The organism is Streptomyces sp. LS-MS-L19 (assembly GCF_058382285.1).
On sequence record NZ_JBYCLL010000001.1, the window covers coordinates 4,200,912 to 4,223,134 of the forward strand.

The window sequence follows — 22,223 nt, forward strand, 5'->3', positions numbered from 1 at the left end:
GGCGCCGTACCCGACTGTCTCGCCCCCTGATCAGCACCGGCCCCCACCGGTGCTGTTCATCAGGGTACGGCCGGGGGGCAGGAGCGGAAGGTTATTTGCAGAACTGGCTGTCCGGGGCGTTTATGGTGAGCCGCATGTTTCGTCTGGAGACAGAAGTCGACAAAGCCCGGCAAGATCTGCTCCGCAAACGGCTGCGGGACACCAACACGGCCGCCTCCCCGGTGCTCCGTGCCCTGCGCGGGACCCCAGGTGAACGGGAACTTCCGCTCCACGTCTGGGTGTTGGACGACTCCGGCGCGCTGGCGGGCGGACTGGTCGGCCACACCTGGACCAACTGGCTGCACGTGGCCCATCTGTGGGTCGACGCACGGCACCGCGGGGCGGGTCTGGGTTCGCAGTTGCTCGCACAGGCGGAGCGCGTGGCGCACCGCGAGCGGGGCTGCACCTCCGTACGCCTGGAGACCTGGGACTTCCAGGCGCCGGAGTTCTACAAGAAGCAGGGCTACGACGTGGTGTGCGTGATCCCGGACTATCCGCCCGGGGTCACGGAGTACACGCTGACCAAGCGGCTCACCGCCTGAAGCGCCAGGAGCCCGGATCGTCCGCCGGCTCCAGGCCCAGCTCGCCCGCGATGCCGGCCGCGCGGCGGTGGGAGACGTCGGGGTAGTGCCCGGGGTGCACCTCGACGAAGCCGTGGTCGTCGGCCACGGCCGTGCGCAGGGCCTCGCGGAGGATGTGCTCCTGCTCCTCCGTCCTGGCCCGCTCCTCCCGTCGGCGGGAGACGGTCACGCCCCGCCGGGCGGTGGCCGCGACCACCCCGAGCGCGATCAGCGCGAACGCCCCGACGCCCAGCACGTCTCCGGTCGCGTCCGCGTCGTCGGGGGTACGGGGGCGCAGCACGCCCCGGGGGTCGGCGAGCACGGTGACGTGCTGGCCGAGGGCGAAGCTGCCGGACTTGGCCTGGAGGGCGGGGCCGGGGAGCCGGGTGCCGTCGCGGCGGGCGAGGAGGTAGTCGTAGGTGTGGTCGGCACGTCCCTGGTCGGGGGCGAGCCACTCGCGCACGACGGTCGCGCTGATCCGTTCGCCCCGCCGCTCCAGGGTGAGGTCGTCGCGGGCCAGGTCGGCGATGTACACGGCCATCAGGGAGGCGCCCACCACGAGCAGCGCCGCGGTCAGACCGGTCTCGTCGGCGGCGAGCTTGGTCAGCAGCACGGCGAGGAGCACACCGTGGGCGATCCACAGGGGCACCAGGAGACCGGAGCCCTCGTGGTCCGCCAGCACGAAGAAGCCGACGATCGCGGCGAGCGCGTAGCAGCCGATGCAGATCGCCGACAGGATGCGATGACGCCCTCGACTCACGCTCCGAACCTACTGGGACGTACGCCAGGGAGAGGCCCGGCTTTCCCCAAGTTCGGATCAAGCCGGGCAAAACAGCGGTCAGCCGGTTCAGACCAGGCGCCGGGCCCCCGGGGAGGGAACCGCCTCGAAGACCCGCGGAGCGGTGAACTCCGCGGCGGCGAAGGCCTCTTCGACCGCCTTGGTGATGGTCTCCGCGTCACTCGCCTCGGCCAGCACGATCGCCGAGCCGCCGAAGCCGCCGCCGGTCATCCGGGCGCCCAGGGCGCCGGAGGCGAGGGCGGTGTCGACGACCAGGTCGAGCTCCGGGCAGGAGATTCGGAAGTCGTCCCGCAGCGAGGCGTGGCCCGCGACCAGCACCGGGCCGATCGCGCGGGTCTCGCCCGACTCCAGCAGGGCGACGACCTTCTCGACCCGCTCGTCCTCGGTGACCACGTGCCGGACCAGCCGTACGGCCTCCTCGTCGTCGCCGAGCCGTTCGAGAGCCGCGTCGAGCTCGCCGTAGGGGATGTCCCGCAGGGCGTCGACGCCGAGCAGGGCCGCGCCGCGCTCGCAGCCCGCGCGGCGCTTGCCGTACTCGCCCTCGCTGTGGGAGTGCTTGACCTGGGTGTCGACGACCAGCAGGACCATGCCCTCGGCGGCGAGGTCGAAGGGGATCTGCTTCTGGGAGAGGTCCCGGGTGTCGAGGAACAGGGCGTGGCCGGTCTCGCAGCAGGCGGACGCGGTCTGGTCCATGATCCCGGTGGGGGCGCCGACGTAGACGTTCTCGGCGCGCTGGCACAGGCGGGCCAGCTGCCAGCGCTGGAGGCCGAGGTCGAACAGGTCGTTCAGGGCGAGCGCGACGACGACCTCCAGGGCCGCCGACGAGGACAGGCCCGCGCCCGCGGGGACCGTCGAGGTGAGGTGGACGTCCGCGCCGGTGACCGGGTGGCCCGCCTCGCGCAGCGCCCAGACCACACCGGCCGGGTAGGCGGTCCAGTTCCGGTCGCTCTCGGGGGCGAGGTTGTCGAGCCGCAGCTCGACGACGCCGCCCTCGACGTCGGCCGAGTGCAGCCGCAGGACGCCGTCCGTGCGCCGGGAGACGGCCGCGACGGCGGTGTGCGGCAGCGCGAAGGGCATCACGAAGCCGTCGTTGTAGTCGGTGTGCTCACCGATGAGGTTGACGCGGCCGGGCGCCGACCAGACACCGTCGGGCTCGGTGCCGTAGAGCTCGGTGAATCCGTCCCGGACCTGCTGTGCCGCCACTGTCACTGCTCCCTTGCTGCGCTGATGGACTGCGCGAACTCCCAGGCGTCCGCGACGATGCCCGCGAGATCCGCGCGGGTCGGGTTCCAGCCCAGCTTCTCGCGGGCGGTGGCGGCGGAGGCGACCAGGGTGGCCGGGTCGCCGCCCCGGCGCGGGGCCACGACCTCGGGGATCGGGTGGCCGGTGACCTGGCGGACCGTCTCGATGACCTGGCGGACGGAGAAGCCCTCGCCGTTGCCGAGGTTGCAGATGAGGTGCTCGCCCGGCCGGGCGGCGTCGAGCGCGAGGAGGTGGGCGTCGGCCAGGTCGGCGACGTGGATGTAGTCGCGCACGCAGGTGCCGTCCGGGGTCGGGTAGTCCTCGCCGAAGACGGAGATCGCCTCCCGCTTGCCCTGGGCGACCTGGAGGATCAGCGGGATGAGGTGCGACTCGGGGTCGTGGCGCTCGCCCTGCTTGCCGTAGGCACCGGCGACGTTGAAGTAGCGCAGGGACACGGCACCGAGGCCGTGGGCGTTCGCCTCGCTGGTGATCATGAAGTCGACGGCGAGCTTGGAGGCGCCGTACGGGTTGGTGGGCTTGGTCGGCGCCGACTCGACGATCGGCACCTCCTCGGGCTCCCCGTACGTGGCGGCCGTGGAAGAGAAGACGAGTCGGCGGACACCCGCCTCGCGCATGGCGCCGAGCAGGGCCATGGTGCCGCCGACGTTGTTGTCCCAGTACTTCTCGGGCTTCACGACCGACTCGCCGACCTGCGAGAACGCGGCGAAGTGGAGCACGCCGTCGAAGGAGGCGTCGAGCCACTTGGCGGCGTCGCGGATGTCGCCCTCGATGAAGGCCGCGCCGGCCGGGACGCCCTCGCGGAAGCCGGTGGAGAGGTTGTCGAGGACGACGACCTCGTGCCCCGCCTCGATGAGGTGCTGGGCCACGACCCCGCCGACATAGCCCGCGCCACCTGTCACCAGGTACTTCATGAACTCGCTACCTCTCGCAGTCGCTGTGCCGCGGCCTCCGGCCGGATGTCGTTGATGAACACGTTCATGCCCGACTCGGAGCCCGCGAGGAACTTCAGCTTGCCGGACGTACGGCGAATGGTGAAAAGCTCGAGATGGAGCGCGAAGTCGTCGCGGCTCACGCCCTCGAAGTCCTCCAGCGCACCGAACGGCGCCTGGTGCCAGGCGGCGATGTACGGCGTGGGAGGCTCCCCTTCCCCGAAGATCCGGTCGAAGCGCCTCAAGAGTTCCAGATACACCTTGGGGAACTCTGTGCGGGCCTCCTCGTCCAGCCCCAGCAGGTCCGGCACCCGGCGCTTCGGGTACAGGTGCACCTCGTACGGCCAGTGGGCGGCGTAGGGCACGAAGGCGACCCAGTGCTCCCCCTCCAGGACGACCCGCTCCTCGGCGAGTTCCCGCTCCAGGACGGCGTCGAAGAGGTTCTCCCCGCCGGTCGCCTCCTTGTGCGCCGCGAGCGAGCGCAACATCAGTGCGGTGCGAGGCGTGGTGAAGGGGTAGGCGTAGATCTGGCCATGGGGGTGACCCAGGGTCACACCGATCTCGGCACCCCGGTTCTCGAAACAGAAGACCTGCTCGACGGAAGGGAGATGGGACAGCTCCGAGGTCCGGTCGGTCCAGGCGTCGAGAACCAGCCGCGCCTGTTCCTCGCTCAGATCCGCGAAGGAGGCGTTGTGGTCCGAGGTGAAGCACACGACCTCACAGCGGCCCGAGTCGCCGGCCAGCGAGGGGAAACGGTTCTCGAAGACCACGGCGTCGTACGACGAGTCCGGGATCTCGCTCAGCCGGTCCCCCTGCGAGGGGCACAGCGGGCACTCGTCCTTGGGCGGGTGGTAGGTGCGCCCCTGTCGGTGCGAGGCGATGGCCACGGAGTCGCCGAGCAGCGGATCCCGACGAACCTCGGACGTGGTGACAGTCCGCTCCAGCGGACGCCGGTCCACGGCGTCGCGGACGGTGTCGTCGCGCAGGTCGTAGTAGATGAGCTCGCGACCGTCGGCCAGCCGGGTCGAGGTCTTCTTCACCGCTGAACTCCTTCACCCAAACATAACTAAACACAAGTAACCATAACCGCCCACCAACGTCAACATCGGAATCAAACAAAGCGCATCAGTCGAGGTGTTCAATTGCTGACTATGCAAACCCCCACAAACGGCGCACACACCGCATATCTCGCGGCCGAGCTGAGACTCCCCACCAACTGGCTCGACTACACGATCCTCGGCATCTACTTCGTCGTCGTCCTCGGGATCGGCTTCGCGGCCCGCCGCTCGGTCAGGACGAGCCTCGACTTCTTCCTCTCCGGCCGCTCCCTGCCGGCCTGGATCACGGGTCTCGCCTTCATCTCGGCCAACCTGGCCGCGACCGAGATCCTCGGCATGGCCGCCAACAGCGCGCAGTACGGCGCCTACACGGTCCACTGGTACTGGATCGGCGCCATCCCGGCCATGGTCTTCCTCGGCCTGGTGATGATGCCCTTCTACTACGGCAGCAAAGTGCGCTCGGTCCCCGAGATGCTGCTCCTGCGCTTCGACAAGTGGGCCCACCTGCTCAGCTCGGCGCTGTTCGCCTTCGCGGCCATCCTCATCGCGGGCGTCAACCTCTACGCGTTGGCGATCGTGGTGGAGGCCCTGCTGGGGTGGCCGCAGTGGGTGGCCATCGTGGTCGCGGGCGCCTTCGTCCTCGCCTACATCACCCTGGGCGGCCTGTCCTCCGCCATCTACAACGAGGTCCTCCAGTTCTTCGTGATCCTGGCGGCCCTGATCCCCCTGGTCGTCCTCGGCCTGAAGAAGGTGGGCGGCTGGGGCGGCCTGACCGACAAGCTGACGGCGGAGCACGGCGCGAACTTCACCACGGCGTGGGGCGGCACGGGCATCGGCAGCTCGAACCCGCTGGGCGCGAACTGGCTCACGATCGTGCTGGGGCTGGGCTTCGTCCTGAGCTTCGGCTACTGGACGACGAACTTCGCGGAGGTCCAGCGGGCGCTGTCGGCGAAGAACCTCTCGGCGGCCCAGCGCACCCCGCTGATCGCCGCGTACCCGAAGATCTTCATCGTGTTCCTGGTGATGATCCCGGGCCTGGTGGCGGCGGCCCTGATCCCCGGCTTCGGCACGGCCGACTCGGGCTACCAGTACAACGACGCCATCCCGTACCTGATGGAACAGCTCCTGCCGAACGGCGTCCTCGGCATCGCGGTCACCGGCCTCCTGGCCGCCTTCATGGCCGGCATGGCGGCGAACGTCTCGTCCTTCAACACGGTGTTCACGAACGACATCTGGGCGCGGTACGTGCAGCGGGGCCGGGAGGACGAGTACTACGTCCGCTTCGGCCGCCTGATCACGGTGATCGGCGTCTGCGCCTCCGTGGGCACGGCCTTCCTGGCCTCGTCCTTCTCAAACATCATGAGCTACCTCCAGACGCTGTTCTCCTTCTTCAACGTGCCGATGTTCGTGGTCTTCATCGTCGGCATGTTCTGGAAGCGCGCGTCGGCGAGGTCCGGCTTCTGGGGCCTGCTCGCCGGCACGGTCGCGGCGATGGTGAACTACTTCTGGATCTACAAGCAGGGCATCATCGACATCCCCTCCGACCAGGGCGCCAACTTCGTCTCGGCGATCGTCGGCTTCGTGGCGGGTGGGGTGGTCATGGTCGCGGTGTCCCTCTTCACGTCCCCGAAGCCCGAGGAGGAACTCCAGGGCCTGGTCTACGGCACGACGTCCCCCGGCATGTCCGAGCCGCCGGCCGTGGGGGACGACGCCTGGTACCGCAGGCCGGCGCTGCTGGGCTGGGGTGCGGTCGTGCTGGCCGCCGCCTGCTACATCCCGTTCTCGTTCTGATCGCGGAGGATTCGCACCATGTCCGCTGAACACCACGGCTATTCCGAACACGACGTCCAGCGGGAGGTCACCGACCTCCAGGCCAAGTCCGCGACGGCGGCCCGCATCTTCGACCTGCGCCGCATCATCGGCGGCCTCTTCGTCCTCTACGGCGTCATCGTCACGATCGCCGGCATCAACCCGTCCGACTCCTCCCTCGACAAGTCAGAGGGCATCAACATCAACCTCTGGACCGGCCTGGGGATGCTGCTCCTGGGCATCTTCTTCCTGGTATGGCTGAAACTGAGGCCTGCGGCGCCTGTGCGGGTGTCGGAGGACGAGGACGCCTGAGGGGGTGCCGGGTTCGGTTGTGGGGCGGGTGCGGGTGCGTTGTGGCTTGTCGCGCAGTTCCCCGCGCCCCTGGGTGGGTGCAGTTGACCTGCGTCACGACCTGACCGTCAGCGCCCGTCCCCACCGGACCCGCGGACAGCGAGCTCACCGCCCCACAGGCCCCGCCCGGTCCAGCAACCCCGTCCGCGCCGCCAGCGCCGCCGCCTCCAAACGGGAGCCCACGCCCAGTTTCATCAGCACCCGCTGCACATGCGTCCGGGCAGTCGACGGTGCTATCCCCATCCCCGCCGCGATCAGCCGCGTGTCCTCCCCGTCGGCCACCCGCACCAGCACCTCCACCTCCCGAGGCGTCAGCATCTGGAGCAACCGCTGCCCCTCGTCGTCCGGCTGGGCCGCGGGGTTCAGCAGCTCACTGAACGCGCCCTGGAGCAGCTGCGGCGCCACCGCCGCCTCCCCCGCCCGCGCCTTCATGATCGCCCGCTCCACGCCCTCGATGCGCTCGTCGTGCCGTACATAGCCCGACGCCCCCGCCGCGAAGGCCGCCGCGATCCCGCGAGGGCTCGGCACCGGCCCCAGGACCAGCACCGCCACCTGCGGCCGCTCCCGCTTGATCTTCACGACCGGGTCGAACATCCCCGGCTCGGCCGGCGTGGCCGTCCCCAGCAGGCACACCTCGGGCGCCCGGCTGATCACCAGCTCCGCCGCCCCCGCGGCAGGCGCCGCCGCCGCGAGCACCCGGTGCCCGCGCAGTTTCAGTGCCGAGGCCAGCGCCTCGGCGAGCAATCGGTGGTCGTCGACCACCATGAGCCGAACTCCCATCGAGCAACCCCCCAGTCCCCCCAATGGATCCGTGTGAATGCCCCACTATGGATGCCCACTGATCCCCCCGGACAGGGGTCCCCTCCCGGCTCCCCCGCCCTTCATGCCCCCGGAAGCTACACGCTTGTTCGACGTTGCGCTTCCCCTACTGGTGAGAAGTGCCCCGGATCGATGGAATTTCTGTGTTTCGCCTCATTCGCGCTTGAAAGACCTCACGCGTCCTCGGCCAGCTCCAGCCACCGCAGCTCCAGTTCCTCCCGCTCCCCGGCGAGATCCCGCAGCTCGGCATCGAGGCCGGCGACCTTCGCGAAGTCCGTGGCGTGCTCGGCGATGGACGCGTGCAGCTTGGTCTCCTTCTCGGAGATCCTGTCCAACTGCCGCTCGATCTTCTGGAGTTCCTTCTTCGCGGCCCGCTGGTCGGCGGCGCTCTTCTCGGCGACGGGCTTGGCCGCCACGGGCGAGGAGGCCGCCGCCGCCTCCTCCATCCGCTGCCGCCGCTCCAGGTACTCGTCGATGCCGCGCGGCAGCATCCGCAGGGTCGCGTCACCGAGCAGCGCGAAGACCCGGTCGGTCGTCCGCTCGACGAAGAACCGGTCGTGGGAGATGACGACCATCGAGCCGGGCCAGCCGTCGAGGACGTCCTCCAGCTGGGTCAGCGTCTCGATGTCCAGGTCGTTCGTCGGCTCGTCGAGGAAGAGGACATTGGGCTCGTCCATCAGCAGGCGCAGCAGTTGGAGCCGCCGCCGCTCACCACCGGACAGGTCCCCGACCGGCGTCCACTGCTTCTCCTTGTTGAAGCCGAACGTCTCGCACAGCTGCCCGGCGGTCATCTCGCGCCCCTTGCCGAGGTCGACGCGCTCCCGCACCTGCTGGACGGCCTCCAGCACCCGCAGCGCGGGGTTCAGCTCGGCGACCTCCTGGGAGAGGTAGGCGAGCTTGACGGTCCTGCCGACCACGACCCGCCCGCCCGCGGGCTGTGTCTCGCCCTCGGTGCGCGCGGCCTCGGCCATGGCCCGCAGCAGCGAGGTCTTGCCGGCGCCGTTGACCCCGACGAGACCGATCCGGTCACCCGGGCCCAGCTGCCAGGTCACATGCTTGAGCAGCACCTTCGGACCGGCCTGGACGGTCACGTCCTCCAGCTCGAAGACCGTCTTGCCCAGCCGCGAGGACGCGAACTTCATCAGCTCGCTGGTGTCCCGCGGCGGCGGTACGTCCTTGATGAGCTCGTTGGCGGCCTCGACCCGGAAGCGCGGCTTCGACGTACGGGCGGGGGCGCCGCGCCGCAGCCACGCCAGCTCCTTGCGGACGAGGTTCTGCCGCTTGGTCTCCTCGGTGGCGGCGATCCGCTCCCGCTCGGCCCGCGCGAAGACGTAGTCGGAGTACCCGCCCTCGTACTCGTAGACGTCGCCCTTCTGCACGTCCCACATGCGGGTGCAGACCTGGTCGAGGAACCACCGGTCGTGGGTGACGCAGACGAGGGCCGAGCGGCGCTCGCGCAGGTGCTTGGCCAGCCAGGCGATGCCCTCGACGTCGAGGTGGTTGGTGGGCTCGTCGAGGACGATCAGGTCCTGTTCCTCGATGAGCAGCTTGGCCAGCGCGATACGGCGGCGCTCGCCACCGGAGAGCGGCGCGATGACGGTGTCGAGGCCCTGCGGGAAGCCGGGCAGGTCGAGCCCGCCGAAGAGGCCCGTCAGGACGTCCCGGATCTTGGCGTTGCCCGCCCACTCGTGGTCGGCCATGTCCCGGATGACCTCGTGCCGGACGGTCGCCGTCGGGTCCAGGGAGTCGTGCTGGGTGAGGACGCCCAGGCGCAGTCCGCCGGAGTGCGTGACGCGCCCGGTGTCGGCGTCCTCCAGCTTGGCGAGCATGCGGATCAGGGTGGTCTTGCCGTCGCCGTTGCGGCCCACGACGCCGATGCGATCGCCCTCGGAGACGCCGAGCGAGACACCGTCCAGCAGGGCACGGGTGCCGTACACCTTGCTGACGTTCTCGACATTGACCAGATTGACGGCCATTTCTCTCCTGCCCAGGGGGATCGATCGACCCTCCAGGGTAGTCCGACCGCTACGCCCCCAGCACCGTCGCACCCGGCACCGGCCCGGAGGCCGTACGCACCGTCCGGCAGGTGCCCGAAGCCCGGAGCGCGTCCGCGATCCCCGCTGCGGACCCGGCGTCGCGGGCGAGGAAGGCCGTGGTCGGGCCGGACCCCGAGACGAGCCCGGCGAGGGCGCCCGCGGCGCTGCCGGCCGCGAGGGTGTCCGCGAGTGCCGGGAAGAGCGAGAGCGCGGCGGGCTGGAGGTCGTTGGAGACGGCGGCGGCGAGCAGGTCCGGGTCGCCCTCGGCGAGCGCCTCGAGCAGCTGCTCGGAGGCGACGGGCGCGGGGACGTCGAGGCCCTCGGTGAGCCGGTCGAACTCCCGGAACACGGCCGGGGTCGACAGCCCGCGCTCCGCCATCGCGAACACCCACGAGAAGGTGCCGCCGACGTCGAGCTGGCGCAGCTTCTCCCCGCGTCCCGTCCCGAGCGCGGCCCCGCCCACCAGGCTGAACGGCACATCGCTGCCCAACTCGGCACAGATGTCGAGCAGTTCCGCACGGGAGGAGCCGGTCCCCCACAGCGCGTCGCAGGCCAGCAGCGCGCCCGCGCCGTCCGCGCTGCCGCCCGCCATACCGCCGGCGACGGGGATGTCCTTGGCGATGTGGACGTGCACGGCGGGATCCAGACCGTGGCGTTCCGCGAGGGCGATCGCCGCGCGCGCCGCGAGATTCGTGCGGTCCAGGGGGACCTGGGCGGCGTCCGGGCCCTCGCAGGTGACGCGGAGCTCCTCGGCGGGCGTCACGGTCACCTCGTCGTGCAGGCCGACCGCGAGGAAGACGTTGGCGAGGTCGTGGAAGCCGTCGGGGCGGGCTGCGCCCACCGCGAGCTGGACGTTGACCTTGGCGGGGACGCGGACGGTGACGCTCACTGCTGGACCGGCTCCTTCGGGGGTTCGGGGGTCGCCCCCCGAGATGACGCGGCCTCTGCGATGCGCGCGAACTCCTCGACGGTGAGCGCCTCTCCGCGGGCCTGGGGCGAGACCCCGGCCGCCACGAGGGCCGTCTCGGCGGCCGCCGCCGAACCCGCCCACCCGGCGAGCGCGGCCCGCAGGGTCTTGCGGCGCTGCGCGAAGGCCGCGTCGACCACGGCGAACACCTCGCGCTTCGACGCGGTGGTCTTGACGGGCTCGGTCCTGCGGGTGAGCGCGACGAGTCCGCTGTCGACGTTCGGCGCGGGCCAGAACACGGTGCGGCCGATCGCCCCGGCCCGCTTGACCTCGGCGTACCAGTTGGCCTTCACGGACGGGACGCCGTACACCTTCGAACCGGGCGCCGCGGCGAGCCGGTCGGCGACCTCGGCCTGGACCATGACGAGGGTGCGCTCGATGCTCGGGAAGGTGTCGAGCATGTGCAGCAGCACGGGTACGGCGACGTTGTACGGGAGGTTGGCGACGAGTGCCGTCGGCGCGGGGCCGGGGAGGTCGGTGACGTCCATGGCGTCCGAGTGGACCAGGGCGAAACGGTCCGCGCGGGCGGGCATCCGGGCGGCGATCGTCGCCGGCAGCGCGGAGGCGAGTACGTCGTCGATCTCCACGGCGGTGACGCGGTCCGCGGTTTCGAGGAGGGCGAGGGTGAGCGATCCGAGGCCGGGGCCCACCTCCACGACCACGTCGTCGTCCCGGACGTCGGCGGTTCGGACGATCTTCCGGACCGTGTTCGCGTCGATCACGAAGTTCTGGCCGCGCTGCTTCGTGGGGCGTACGCCGAGCGCTGCGGCGAGTTCGCGGACGTCGGCGGGTCCGAGGAGGGAGTCTGAGGAGGGGCTGCTCACGTGGACAGCCTAACCGTGGGCTTCAGCCGTGCAGACGCGTCCCGCAGTGCGGCCAGGGGCTCGCCCCCCGCCGTACGTACAGCTTCTTCGCTCTGAACGTCTGTTCCGCCGCGGGGGCGTCCTGGGGGCGGCCCGAGCCGCCGAGGCCCTGCCAGGTTCTCGTGTCGAACTGGTAGAGGCCGCCGTACGTCCCCGAGGGGTCCACCGCGTCGGGGCGGCCGCCGGACTCGCAGTGGGCCAGGCCCTGCCAGTTCAGGTGGTCCGCGCCCTGGACGGAGGTGGGCATCGGCCGGGTGCCCACCCGGACCACCTGGTCCCGGGGCTCGCGTACCGTCTCGACCCGGATCCGGCGCGGCTTCTGCCTGACGCCGTTGACGGTGCGCAGGGAGTACGTGACCCGTCGTACCCCCGGCTGCCCCGCCTGTTCGATGACCTCCGTGCCCTTGAACAGGGAGGAGTCCGCGGTCCGTTGCTCGCGGAACGGGATCCGCTCCTCGCGGACCTCCTTCGTCCCGGTGATCCGCAGCACCGTGATGGTCTGGCCTTCGCGCGGGAAGCTCCCCGAGGCCACGGAGGTGGTGTCCATCCCGCTCAGCGTGACCCCGGCCTGCTCCACGGCCTCGGCCACGGTCGCCGCGTTGGTCCGGATCGTGCGGGCCCGGCCGTCCGCCATGACGGTCACCGAGCGCTCGGTGCGCACGTCGAGGGCGAGGCCCTCCCGGCCGATCCGCCGGGAGCGCGAGGTGGACAGGTACGCGCCCTCGGCCCGTACCCCGAGCTGTTCGAGCGCCCCTTCGACGGTCTGCGCCGTCGTCCACACCTCACGCCGGTGTCCGTCGAGGGTGAGCCGCAGGGGACGGCCGTACCGGACCGCGACCTCGTCCCCGCTGGTGAGCTCTTCGCCGGGGGCGGGCGCGACGACGTCGTGCGCGCCCACCGCGACGCCCTCCTCGGCGAGCAGTTCGGTCACGTCGTCCGCGAAGGTGTGCAGGGTGCGGGGCTTGCCGTCGACGGTCAGCTCGATCGCCTTGTCCTCGGCGACGAAGGCGGTGGTGCCGCCGGCGAGGAAGGCGACGACCAGCGCCTGCGGGAGCAGTCTGCGCACGGTGCTGTCGGAGCGCTCGGCGTACCGCGCCCTGCGCCGGCGCGCGGCCCGGCGTCCCGTCGACTGGAGCGGCAGCGTCGGCTCGGACGTCTCGTAGGCGGGTCGGTAGGTGTCCTCGTACGGCGGGACCGGCGTCCCGTACACCCCGTACGGGAGCGTGTCCGCGGTGTACGGCTCGGTGGGGGCGTAGGCCTCGTACGCCTCGTACGTCTCGTACTGCGAGTTGCTCACGACGACACGCTCCAGGGGTCCGGATCGGGCCCCCAGAACCTAGCGGAGCCACCGTCACTCTCCAAAGCGACGCGACTACCCGCAGTCACGTTCGACCGGTCAGTACCCGAAGGCGCGTGCGGTGTTGGCGGCGAGTGCCGTGGCCAAGGCGTCCTCGTCGACGCCGCGCACGGCGGCCATCGCGCGCACCGTGACCGGAACGAGATAGGGGGCGTTGGGCCGTCCGCGGTACGGCGCCGGCGTGAGGAAGGGCGCGTCGGTCTCCACGAGCAGGAGCTCCGGAGGGGCCACCGCGACCGCGTCCCGCAGGTTCTGGGCGTTCTTGAAGGTGACGTTGCCGGCGAAGGACATGAAGTAGCCCTCGCGGGCGCACACTTCGGCCATCTCCGCGTCGCCGGAGTAGCAGTGGAAGACGGTCCGCTCGGGGGCGCCCTCCTCCTTCAGCACCCGCAGCACGTCCTCGTGGGCGTCCCGGTCGTGGATGACGAGCGCCTTGCCGTGCCGCTTGGCGATCTCGATGTGGGCGCGGAAGGAGCTCTCCTGCGCCTCCTTGCCCTCGGGCCCGGTGCGGAAGTAGTCCAGGCCGGTCTCGCCGACGCCCTTGACCTGCGGGAGCGCGGCCAGGCGGTCGATCTCCGCGAGCGCCTCGTCGAGCGCCCCGGTGCCGCCGGGGGTGCGCGCGCCCTGCCGGGACCAGCCGTCCGGGTCGCCGTGGACGATGCGCGGGGCCTCGTTGGGGTGCAGGGCGACGGTCGCGTGGACGGCGTCGTACCGGGCCGCGGTCTCGGCGGCCCACCGCGAGCCGCGGATGTCGCAGCCGACCTGGACGACCGTGGTCACCCCGACCGACGCGGCTTTCGCGAGCCCCTCCTCCACGGTCCCGTCCTGCATGTCCAGGTGGGTGTGGGAGTCGGCGACCGGCACCCGCAGGGGCTCCGGGAGCGGCGGTGCCGCGTTCTTCTCGCGGGGGCTGTTCGAAGGCATGCCCCGATCCTACGAAAGGGGCACGCCTCGCCCGTCGGGAGTCCGGTTCAGCTCGCCTTGCGCTGGAAGACGTGCAGCAGGTCGGACAGGTGCCAGTGGTGCTCGCCCGGCTGGGGCGTGCCGTCGGCGGCCGTCGGCACCTCCACGGGCCCGGCGGGGGGCGTGGTGTGCTGCCGGTGCGCCGCGTCGCGGGTGGCGGCGACCCGGCCGGGCCGCATGATCCGCACGACGTGGTGGTCGCAGTTCTCGCACGTGGGCCTGGAGAGCGGCGAGGGCACGACCCGTCCGTCCGCCGTGTACTGCACGAACTCCCGGCCGTCGCCGTCGATGTGGTGCTCTATCTCGTACGACTGCTCCCACCCGTGCCCGCAGCGCATGCAGGCGAAGGAGTAGGACTCGTTGACGACTGCCGTGGCACCGGGGTGCCCTGCGATCTCGCTCATGCCAGCTCCTGTGTGTCCGCTGGTTCGAAGGACGGGTACGTCCCTCACCCCAGTGGACGCCTCCGGGGGCGCCATGGCGACAGGCCTGTCGAGTGTTGGAGCCGATTTGGACTTTCCTTGCCAAACGGACCCGCCACGCCGTGCGGACCTTTGCATTCCGAGACACCGCTTTGCGAGCACATGGGGCGCACGCTCAGACGTCATGCGCCCTGCTCAGAGGGGGTGTGACCCACCTCATGCGGCACATCAGGCAGGTGCGTTCTTCGCCGCGACAACCGCATCGAAAACAACCCGTTTCGGGATCCCGGCCTCGGCGGCCACCGCGGCGATCGCCTCCTTGCGCCGCTCCCCCGCCTCCTCCCGGACCCGCACCCGCCGCACCAGCTCCGCGTCGTCGACCTCCTCGGTCCCCTTCGCGGGCGCCCCCTCGACGACGACGGTGATCTCGCCCCTGACCCCGTCCGCGGCCCACTCGGCGAGCGCCCCCAGCGCCCCCCGCTTGACCTCCTCGTACGTCTTGGTCAGCTCCCGGCACACCGCGGCCCGCCGCTCGGCCCCGAACACCTCGGCCATCGCGGCGAGGGTGTCGTCGAGCCGGTGCGGGGCCTCGAAGTAGACGAGGGTCCGCCGCTCCTCGGCGACCTCCCTGAGCCGGGACAGCCGCTCCCCGCTCTTGCGCGGCAGGAACCCCTCGAAACAGAACCGGTCCACCGGCAGCCCGGACAGCGCGAGCGCGGTGAGCACCGCGGACGGTCCCGGTACGGCGGTGACCTTGACGTCCCGCTCCACGGCCGCGGCGACCAGCCGGTACCCGGGGTCGGACACCGAGGGCATCCCGGCGTCCGTGACGAGCAGCACGCGCGCGCCGCCGAGGAGTTCCTCGACCAGTTCGGGGGTGCGGGCGGCCTCGTTGCCCTCGAAGTAGGACACGATCCGGCCCTTGGGCGTCACGCCGAGCCCCTGGGTCAGCCGCCGCAGCCGGCGGGTGTCCTCGGCCGCGATCACGTCGGCCCCGGTCAGTTCCTCCGCCAGCCGGGGCGGGGCGTCCGCGATGTCGCCGATGGGGGTGCCTGCCAGGACAAGGGTTCCAGTCACCTCCCCATCCTCCCAGCCGCGCCCCGAACCGGACGCATCCGCCCATGCACGGGACTCACACAGCACGGTTCCCTACGATGGCGCGGTGACCAGTACCGCGTCCTCCACGGACACCCGGCAGGACCAGGCCCCCCAGGACCGGCGGCCGTCGTGGCAGCAGAGGCTGCGCCGTTTCGGCTACTCCGCGCCCACCAGAAGCGATGTGCGGGAGCGCCTGGTACCGCCCTATGCGACACCCAGTCCGCGGATGTGGCAGGTGCTGGGTGTCCCCGGGGTGCTCGCGGACCGGATCGCGCGCTGGTCGGGCTGGCTCGGACCGCTGCTGGTGACGCTGGTGGCGGGGATCATGCGGTTCTGGAACCTGGGCAGCCCGAAGAAGGTGATATTCGACGAGACGTACTACGCCAAGGACGCGTGGGCGATCGTCCACCGCGGCTTCGAGCTGAGCTGGGACAAGAACGTCGACAGCCAGATCCTGTCCTCGCACGGCCACGTCCCGCTGCCGACGGACGCCGCCTACGTCGTGCACCCGCCGGTGGGCAAGTACGTCATCGGGCTGGGCGAGCTGATGTTCGGGTTCAACCCGTTCGGCTGGCGGTTCATGACGGCGGTGCTCGGCACGCTGTCGGTGCTGATCGTGTGCCGGGTGGGCCGCCGGATCTTCCGCTCCACGTTCCTGGGCTGTCTGGCGGGCGCGCTGATGGCGGTGGACGGGCTGGCCTTCGTGATGGCGCGGACCGCGCTGCTCGACGGTGTGCTGATGTTCTTCGTGGTGGCCGCGTTCGCGTGCCTGGTCGTCGACCGCGACCGGGCCCGGGAGAAACTCGCCGCCGCGCTGCCGGTGGACTCCTACGGCCTCGTGCGCCCCGACGCGCACGTCGGTGACACCCTGCGCCTGGGCTGGCGCCCCTACCGCTGGCTGGCGGGCCTGCTCCTGGGCCTGGCCATCGGCACCAAGTGGAACGGCCTGTTCTTCCTGGCCGCCTTCGGCGTCATGACCGTGCTGTGGGACGTGGGCTCGCGCCGGGTCGCGGGGGCGCGGCACCCGTACGAGGCGGTCTTCAAGTACGACCTCGGCATCGCGCTCCTCGCGACGGTGCCGGTCGCGGCCGTCACCTACCTCACCTCGTGGATCGGCTGGATCCTCTCCCCGGCGGACGGCACCGGCGGCTACTACCGCAACTGGGCGGCGACCGACGGCAAGGGCGGCAACTGGACCTTCCTGCCCGACTGGTGGCGCAGCCTGGTCCACTACGAGCACGAGGTCTACAAGTTCAACGTCGGGCTGCACTCGCCGCACACGTACATGTCCAACCCGTGGAGCTGGATCGTCGACGGCCGCCCGATCTCCTTCTTCTACGAGTCGCCCTCGCCCGGCACCGACGGCTGCCCGGCGGACGCGGGCGAGAAGTGTGCGCGGGAGGTCCTGGCGATCGGCACGCCCCTGCTGTGGTGGGCGGCCTGCTTCGCGATCCTGTACGTGCTGTGGCGCTGGTTCTTCCGCCGCGACTGGCGTGCCGGTGCCATCGCCTGCGGCATCGCGGCGGGTTACCTGCCCTGGTTCCACTACCAGGACCGCACGATCTTCTTCTTCTACACGATCGTCTTCCTGCCCTTCCTCTGTCTGGCCGTGGCCATGCTCGTCGGCGCCCTCATCGGCCCACCCCGCACGAGCGACACCCGCCGCGTGGCAGGCGCGACAGCGGCAGGCGTCCTGGTCCTCCTGATCACCTGGAACTTCATCTACTTCTGGCCGCTGTACACCGGCACAAGCATCCCGATCGACGACTGGCGATCGCGGATGTGGCTGGACACGTGGGTCTAGCGAGCCCCTGTTCACATACATGATTGAGCACCCGGCCCGGCGGATTCGGAAAACCTTTACCCCACCTGTCACACCTCCCGCTTAGAGTGCCCACAACAACGGGGTATCGGGAGGGGGCCAGACCATGGCCAAGGGGGTGAAGGTCGCTGTCGTCAGCACGGTGTTCGCCGTGATGGTCGGCGGGGCCGGATACGGGGCGTACAACTTCGTGACGGCGATGAGCGACGACGGCAGCGGTGGGGTCGGGGACGCCAAGCGCAGCGGGCCGCCCACCGCCGACGAGATCAAGGAGACCTCCCAGGACTTCTTCGCCGCCTGGGAGAAGGGCGACGCGGCGAGCGCCGCCGCGCTCACCAACAACAGCACGACGGCCGAGGTGCTGCTGACGGACTACAAGGCGGACGCCCACATCGGCGACGTGAGGATCACGCCCGGCAAGGCGACCGGCGCCACCGTGCCGTACAGCGTCAAGGCGACCGTGTCCTACGACGGCAAGTCGAAGCCGCTGGCGTACAGCAGCAAGCTGACCGTCGTGCGCGGGGTGACCACCGGCAAGGCGCTCGTCGACTGGCAGCCCTCCCTGGTGTACCCGAAGCTCCAGCGGGACGACCGGCTCGTCACCGGCGAGTCCGCGAACCCCTCCATCGAGGCGGTCGACCGCAACGGCAAGGTGCTGACCAAGGAGAAGTACCCCTCCCTCGGCCCGGTCCTGGACGCCCTGCGGGAGAGATACGGCAGCGAGGCCGGCGGCACCCCCGGTATCGAGCTGGTCATCAAGCACCCGGACCAGACGCCGGACACCTCCCTGCTCACCCTCGCCGACGGCAAGGCGGGCAAGCTGCGGACCACGATCAGCGCGACCGCGCAGGCCGCCGCCGAGAAGGCCGTGAAGCTGTACAAGCAGTCCTCGGTCGTGGCCGTCAAGCCGAGCACCGGTGAGGTGCTGGCCGTCGCCAACAACCGCACGGACGCCTTCAACGCGGCCTTCGAGGGCACCAAGGCGCCCGGTTCCACCATGAAGATCGTCACCGCGGCCATGCTCATCGACAACGGCGTGACCTCGATGAACGGCCCGGCGCCCTGCCCGCCCGAAGCCGTGTGGCAGGGGCAGACCTTCAAGAACCTGACCAACATGGAGCCCAACGAGGGCGCCACCCTCGCCAACAGCTTCATGCGGTCCTGCAACACCGCCTTCATCAAGCTCATCGACGAGAAGCCGCTCACCGACGAGTCGCTGACGCTGGAGGCGCAGAACCGCTTCGGGATCGGCAAGGACTGGAAGACCGGCATCGTCTCCTTCGACGGCAAGGTCCCCGCGGTCAGCGGCCCGGACCGGGCGGCGAACGCGATAGGCCAGGGCCAGGTCCAGATGAACCCGCTGAACATGGCGTCGATCACGGCCACCGCCATCACCGGCACCTTCCGCCAGCCCTACCTGGTCTCGCCCGAGCTCGACGACCGCGAACTGGCCACCGCCAAGGGGCTGCCGTACAACACCGCCTCCCAGCTCAGGCAGATGATGCGGCTGACCGCGACCCAGGGCACGGCGGCCAAGGCGATGGCGGGGCTGCGCGGGGACATCGGCGCGAAGACCGGCTCCGCGGAGGTCGACGGACAGCAGGTCTCCAACAGCTGGTTCACCGGTTTCCGCAACGACGTGTCGGCGGCGGCCATGACCGAGGAGGGCGGCCACGGCGGCGACGCGGCGGGCCCGATTGTCGCAGCTGTGCTACGAGCAGCAGGCTGACGTCACCCGTGCGGGACAGGGACTCTACTCTGTTGCAGTCGTTGAGGTGCATGAGGGCAACGGGGACCCTGGAACAGCGCGGAGGAAGCGTAAGTCGTGGGTAACAGAAGGCGCGTCGCCGAGCGACGGAAGACCAAGCCCGCCGTGGTCGGCGCGATGATCGCCGTGGTCGTCGGCGGCGCCGGCGTCGGCGTCTACGCGCTGTACGGCAGTGGAGCCGCGGCCGACGACCGGACGCAGAACACCTCCGCGGCCGCCGACCACAAGCCCAAGGTCAAGACCGGCCCGCTGTCGGCGGCCGAGGTGACCTCCACCGCGACCGCCTTCCTGACCTCCTGGCAGCAGGGCAAGGTGACCACGGCCGCCGCCGCGACCAGCGACACCAAGGCCGCCACCGCCCTGCTCACCGGCTGGACCAAGGACGCCCACCTCACCGGCACCACCCTCACCCCGGGCACCCCGACCGGCGCCAAGGTGCCCTTCTCCGTCAAGGCGACGGTGTCGTACAAGGGCCTCAGCAAGCCGCTGGCGTACGGCAGTTCCCTGACCGTCGTGCGCAACACCACCACCGGCAAGCCCCAGGTCGACTGGACCGCCGCTCTCGTGCACCCCGACCTTCAGGACGGGGACACCCTGGTCACCGGCGAGTCCGGGACCCCGCCGATCAAGGCGGTCGACCGGGACGGCGGCGAGATCACCACGGCCAAGTACCCGTCCCTTGGCCCGGTGTTGGACGGGCTGCGCGACAAGTACGGCAAGAAGGCCGGCGGCAAGGCGGGCATCGAGCTGCGAGTGATCCGCGCGAAGGACTCCAAGTCCTCCGACAAGACCCTGGTGGAGCTCAGCAAGGGCACCCCGGGCACCGTGAAGACGACGCTGAGCCCCACGTTCCAGGCGGCGGCCGAGGCCCAGGTGGAGAAGCAGGCCCGCTCCTCCGTCGTGGTCCTGCGCCCCTCGACCGGCGAGATCCTCGCGGTGGCCAACGCCGGCCACGGCTTCAACACCGCCTTCCAGGGCTCCCTCGCCCCCGGCTCCACGATGAAGGTCGTCACCTCCTCGCTGCTGATCGAGAAGGGCCTCGCGTCGCCGGACAAGGCGCACCCGTGCCCGAAGTACTTCACGTACGGCGGCTGGAAGTTCCAGAACGACGACAAGTTCGAGATCAAGGGCGGCACCTTCAAGGCGAGCTTCGCCCGCTCCTGCAACACCGCCTTCATCAGCCAGGCCGGCAAGCTGGACAACGACTCCCTGACCAAGCAGGCCCAGCAGGTCTTCGGTCTGTCCATGAACAACTGGGCGATCGGCGTCCCGTCCTTCGACGGCTCGGTGCCGGTGCAGAGCGCCGCCCAGAAGGCGGCCTCGCTCATCGGTCAGGGCGGGGTCCGGATGAACCCGCTGAACATGGCGTCGGTCTCGGCCACCGTCGAGTCGGGCACCTTCAGGCAGCCCTACCTGGTGTCCCCGAGCGTCGACCACCGCACGCTGGCGACCGCCTCCCGCACGATGTCGTCGGGCACGCTGGCGCAGCTGCGTGAGCTGATGTCGTACACGGCGGCCTACGGCACGGCGGCCGAGGCGATGTCCGGGGTCACCGGCAACGTCGGCGCGAAGACCGGCTCGGCGGAGGTCGACGGGCAGAAGAAGCCCAACGGCTGGTTCACCGCCTACCGGGGCGACCTCGCGGCCGCGGGCGTGGCCCAGGCGGGCGGCCACGGCGGCGACACCGCGGGCCCGATCGTGGCGGCCCTGCTGAAGCTGGGCGGCTGATCCCGCGGGTCAGCCGCGCACCGGGGACGCGGCCATGTAGGTGCGGCGCAGAAACCTGAGCAGCGCCTTCTGCTCGAACTGCACCACCGACACCCCGTGCGGGGAGTGGAACTCGACCACGGCCTGGACCCGCCCGCACGGCCACACGCGGACCTCACCACTGCCGACGGGCGCCCTCAGTCCCTGCTCCAGAAGCGTCCGCGCGAACGTCCACTCGTCGGTGCCCGGCAGGCCGACCCGGACCGAGCGCGGGTCGGTCTCCGGGTCGTAGCGCAGGACGACCGGGACCGCCTCGTCCTCCGCGATGTCCGCGTCCGAAACGATGTGGGCTCGCGCGTACTGTTCGACTACAGACATCGTGACGGACCTCTCACGCTGCGTAACCTGTGCGGAAGCTGTGCATCCATTCCCTCTCCAGCGTCGCACATTTCCCGGATTCCGCCCCCGGGACCGAAAGCCCGTGACTTGCTGTTCGCGTCACCGCTCTCTTGCAAAAGGTTCGCAACAAGCCACTATCATCGAACGGTGCATGTGCCTGACGGATTCATAGACGCCCCCATCTCGGCAGCGACCGGCGTGGTCGCCGCGGCCGCCGTCGCGGTGAGCCTGCGCGGCGCCCGGCGTGAACTCGACGAACGCACCGCGCCGTTGGCCGGCCTGGTCGCGGCGTTCATCTTCGCCGTACAGATGCTGAACTTCCCGGTGGCCGCCGGAACCAGCGGACACCTCCTCGGCGGAGCCCTCGCCGCGATCCTCGTGGGCCCCTGCACCGGGGTGCTCTGTGTCTCCGTGGTCCTGCTCATGCAGGGCATCCTCTTCGCGGACGGCGGGCTGACCGCGCTCGGCGTGAACATCACCGACATGGCCGTGGTGACGACGGTCGTGGCGTACGCCGTCTTCCGCGGGCTGGTGAAGGTGCTTCCGCGCAGGCGCAGTTCGATCACCGCGGCCTCCTTCGTGGCCGCCGTGCTCTCGGTGCCCGCCGCGGCCGTCGCCTTCACCCTGATCTACGCGGTCGGCGGCACCACCGACGTCTCGATCGGCAAGGTCGCGACCGCCATGATCGGCGTCCACGTCCTCATCGGCATCGGCGAGGCCGCCATCACCGCCCTGACCGTCGGCGCCGTCGTCGCCGTACGCCCCGACCTGGTGTACGGCGCCCGTGGCCTCCGGCAGAAGCTGCGCCTGCGGGTCGGCGGACAGCTGGTCGACGTGCCGGACGCCGAGAAGGCCCCGGTCGCCGCCCGCTCCCACCGCAAGGTGTGGATCGCGGGCCTGGTCACCTCCCTGGTCCTCGCCGGGTTCGTGAGCTTCTACGCCTCCGCGAACCCCGACGGGCTGGAGAAGGTCGCCGCCGACAAGGGCATCGACGCCAAGACCGAGGAGCACGCCACGGCGGACTCGCCGCTCGCCGACTACGGCGTGAAGGACGTCGAGAACGCCCGCCTGTCCGGGGGGCTGGCGGGCGTGATCGGCGTCGGCGTGACCGTCGTCGCGGGCACCGGCGTGTTCTGGGCGGTCCGCAGGCGTCGTACGGCCGACGTCTCGCCGGCGAGCACGAGCAGCGTCTGA

At 70.8% G+C, this 22,223-nt stretch carries 20 protein-coding genes; 7 read left to right on the forward strand and 13 right to left on the reverse strand.

The features are described 5' to 3' along the window. The first annotated feature begins 122 nt into the window (after positions 1 to 122). Positions 123 to 581: a GNAT family N-acetyltransferase gene (locus AC2XR2_RS18690; protein ID WP_381300710.1), complete on the forward strand. Its 459-nt coding sequence runs from the start codon at positions 123 to 125 to the stop codon at positions 579 to 581. On the opposite strand, the gene AC2XR2_RS18695 is transcribed toward AC2XR2_RS18690, so the two are convergent. The 4 genes from AC2XR2_RS18695 to galT all read right to left on the reverse strand — a co-directional run bounded on the left by AC2XR2_RS18695 (position 571) and on the right by galT (position 4,630). Beyond that, positions 571 to 1,359 carry a hypothetical protein gene (locus AC2XR2_RS18695; RefSeq protein WP_381300708.1) on the reverse strand — a complete coding sequence of 263 codons (789 nt, stop codon included), beginning with the start codon at positions 1,357 to 1,359 and terminating at the stop codon, positions 571 to 573. The two genes, AC2XR2_RS18690 and AC2XR2_RS18695, sit on opposite strands and share 11 nt — an antisense overlap. An 87-nt stretch (positions 1,360 to 1,446) precedes the next feature. After that, entirely contained in the window at positions 1,447 to 2,601 is a 1,155-nt protein-coding gene (gene galK, locus AC2XR2_RS18700; protein WP_491515707.1) for a galactokinase, read from the reverse strand. Positions 2,602 to 2,603: 2 nt separating this feature from the next. Beyond that, on the reverse strand, positions 2,604 to 3,572 hold the full coding sequence (galE, locus tag AC2XR2_RS18705) for a UDP-glucose 4-epimerase GalE (RefSeq protein ID WP_449350851.1): 969 nt from the start codon (positions 3,570 to 3,572) through the stop codon (positions 2,604 to 2,606). Further along, positions 3,569 to 4,630 carry a galactose-1-phosphate uridylyltransferase gene (gene galT / locus AC2XR2_RS18710; RefSeq protein ID WP_330266402.1) on the reverse strand — a complete coding sequence of 354 codons (1,062 nt, stop codon included), beginning with the start codon at positions 4,628 to 4,630 and terminating at the stop codon, positions 3,569 to 3,571. The genes galE and galT overlap by 4 nt, the downstream gene beginning before the upstream one ends. 111 nt (positions 4,631 to 4,741) lie before the next feature. On the opposite strand from galT, the gene AC2XR2_RS18715 reads away from it, so the two are divergent. Then, positions 4,742 to 6,439, forward strand: coding sequence for a sodium:solute symporter family protein (locus AC2XR2_RS18715; RefSeq protein ID WP_381300705.1), 1,698 nt, complete (start codon positions 4,742 to 4,744; stop codon positions 6,437 to 6,439). 18 nt (positions 6,440 to 6,457) lie between these two features. Continuing rightward, positions 6,458 to 6,769 carry a hypothetical protein gene (locus AC2XR2_RS18720; protein WP_491515708.1) on the forward strand — a complete coding sequence of 104 codons (312 nt, stop codon included), beginning with the start codon at positions 6,458 to 6,460 and terminating at the stop codon, positions 6,767 to 6,769. Between the two features lie 144 nt (positions 6,770 to 6,913). On the opposite strand, the gene AC2XR2_RS18725 is transcribed toward AC2XR2_RS18720, so the two are convergent. The 8 genes from AC2XR2_RS18725 to rsmI form a co-directional block, all read right to left on the reverse strand. Beyond that, complete coding sequence (locus tag AC2XR2_RS18725) at positions 6,914 to 7,588, reverse strand: helix-turn-helix transcriptional regulator (protein ID WP_123761285.1); 675 nt, start codon at positions 7,586 to 7,588, stop codon at positions 6,914 to 6,916. A gap of 212 nt (positions 7,589 to 7,800) precedes the next feature. After that, complete coding sequence (locus AC2XR2_RS18730; RefSeq protein WP_381300704.1) at positions 7,801 to 9,603, reverse strand: ABC-F family ATP-binding cassette domain-containing protein; 1,803 nt, start codon at positions 9,601 to 9,603, stop codon at positions 7,801 to 7,803. Positions 9,604 to 9,652: 49 nt separating this feature from the next. Next, the gene (locus tag AC2XR2_RS18735) at positions 9,653 to 10,552 is read right to left on the reverse strand and encodes a 4-(cytidine 5'-diphospho)-2-C-methyl-D-erythritol kinase (RefSeq protein WP_491515709.1); all 900 of its coding nucleotides are present in this window, start codon (positions 10,550 to 10,552) and stop codon (positions 9,653 to 9,655) included. After that, entirely contained in the window at positions 10,549 to 11,454 is a 906-nt protein-coding gene (gene rsmA, locus AC2XR2_RS18740; RefSeq protein WP_491515710.1) for a 16S rRNA (adenine(1518)-N(6)/adenine(1519)-N(6))-dimethyltransferase RsmA, read from the reverse strand. Before rsmA ends, AC2XR2_RS18735 begins: the two co-directional genes overlap by 4 nt. Positions 11,455 to 11,476: 22 nt before the next feature. Continuing rightward, a complete protein-coding gene (locus AC2XR2_RS18745; RefSeq protein WP_491515711.1) occupies positions 11,477 to 12,790 on the reverse strand; it encodes a resuscitation-promoting factor in 1,314 nt (437 codons plus the stop codon). Between the two features lie 99 nt (positions 12,791 to 12,889). Beyond that, positions 12,890 to 13,774: a TatD family hydrolase gene (locus AC2XR2_RS18750; protein ID WP_491515712.1), complete on the reverse strand. Its 885-nt coding sequence runs from the start codon at positions 13,772 to 13,774 to the stop codon at positions 12,890 to 12,892. A 47-nt stretch (positions 13,775 to 13,821) separates the two neighbouring features. Further along, a complete protein-coding gene (locus AC2XR2_RS18755) occupies positions 13,822 to 14,217 on the reverse strand; it encodes a hypothetical protein (RefSeq protein ID WP_381300699.1) in 396 nt (131 codons plus the stop codon). 246 nt (positions 14,218 to 14,463) lie between these two features. After that, on the reverse strand, positions 14,464 to 15,312 hold the full coding sequence (gene rsmI, locus AC2XR2_RS18760; protein WP_330266393.1) for a 16S rRNA (cytidine(1402)-2'-O)-methyltransferase: 849 nt from the start codon (positions 15,310 to 15,312) through the stop codon (positions 14,464 to 14,466). Between the two features lie 85 nt (positions 15,313 to 15,397). On the opposite strand from rsmI, the gene AC2XR2_RS18765 reads away from it, so the two are divergent. From AC2XR2_RS18765 to AC2XR2_RS18775, 3 genes are all read left to right on the forward strand, one after another. Then, positions 15,398 to 17,137: a dolichyl-phosphate-mannose--protein mannosyltransferase gene (locus AC2XR2_RS18765; RefSeq protein ID WP_491515713.1), complete on the forward strand. Its 1,740-nt coding sequence runs from the start codon at positions 15,398 to 15,400 to the stop codon at positions 17,135 to 17,137. Between the two features lie 124 nt (positions 17,138 to 17,261). After that, the gene (locus AC2XR2_RS18770) at positions 17,262 to 18,884 is read left to right on the forward strand and encodes a penicillin-binding transpeptidase domain-containing protein (RefSeq protein WP_449350857.1); all 1,623 of its coding nucleotides are present in this window, start codon (positions 17,262 to 17,264) and stop codon (positions 18,882 to 18,884) included. A 96-nt stretch (positions 18,885 to 18,980) separates the two neighbouring features. Further along, positions 18,981 to 20,651: a penicillin-binding transpeptidase domain-containing protein gene (locus AC2XR2_RS18775; protein ID WP_449350858.1), complete on the forward strand. Its 1,671-nt coding sequence runs from the start codon at positions 18,981 to 18,983 to the stop codon at positions 20,649 to 20,651. Positions 20,652 to 20,660: 9 nt separating this feature from the next. Here AC2XR2_RS18775 and AC2XR2_RS18780 read toward each other — a convergent pair whose 3' ends face one another. After that, complete coding sequence (locus tag AC2XR2_RS18780; RefSeq protein WP_491515714.1) at positions 20,661 to 21,008, reverse strand: SsgA family sporulation/cell division regulator; 348 nt, start codon at positions 21,006 to 21,008, stop codon at positions 20,661 to 20,663. Positions 21,009 to 21,176: 168 nt separating this feature from the next. Between AC2XR2_RS18780 and AC2XR2_RS18785 the strand changes: the two genes are divergently transcribed. Then, positions 21,177 to 22,223 carry an energy-coupling factor ABC transporter permease gene (locus AC2XR2_RS18785; protein WP_491515715.1) on the forward strand — a complete coding sequence of 349 codons (1,047 nt, stop codon included), beginning with the start codon at positions 21,177 to 21,179 and terminating at the stop codon, positions 22,221 to 22,223.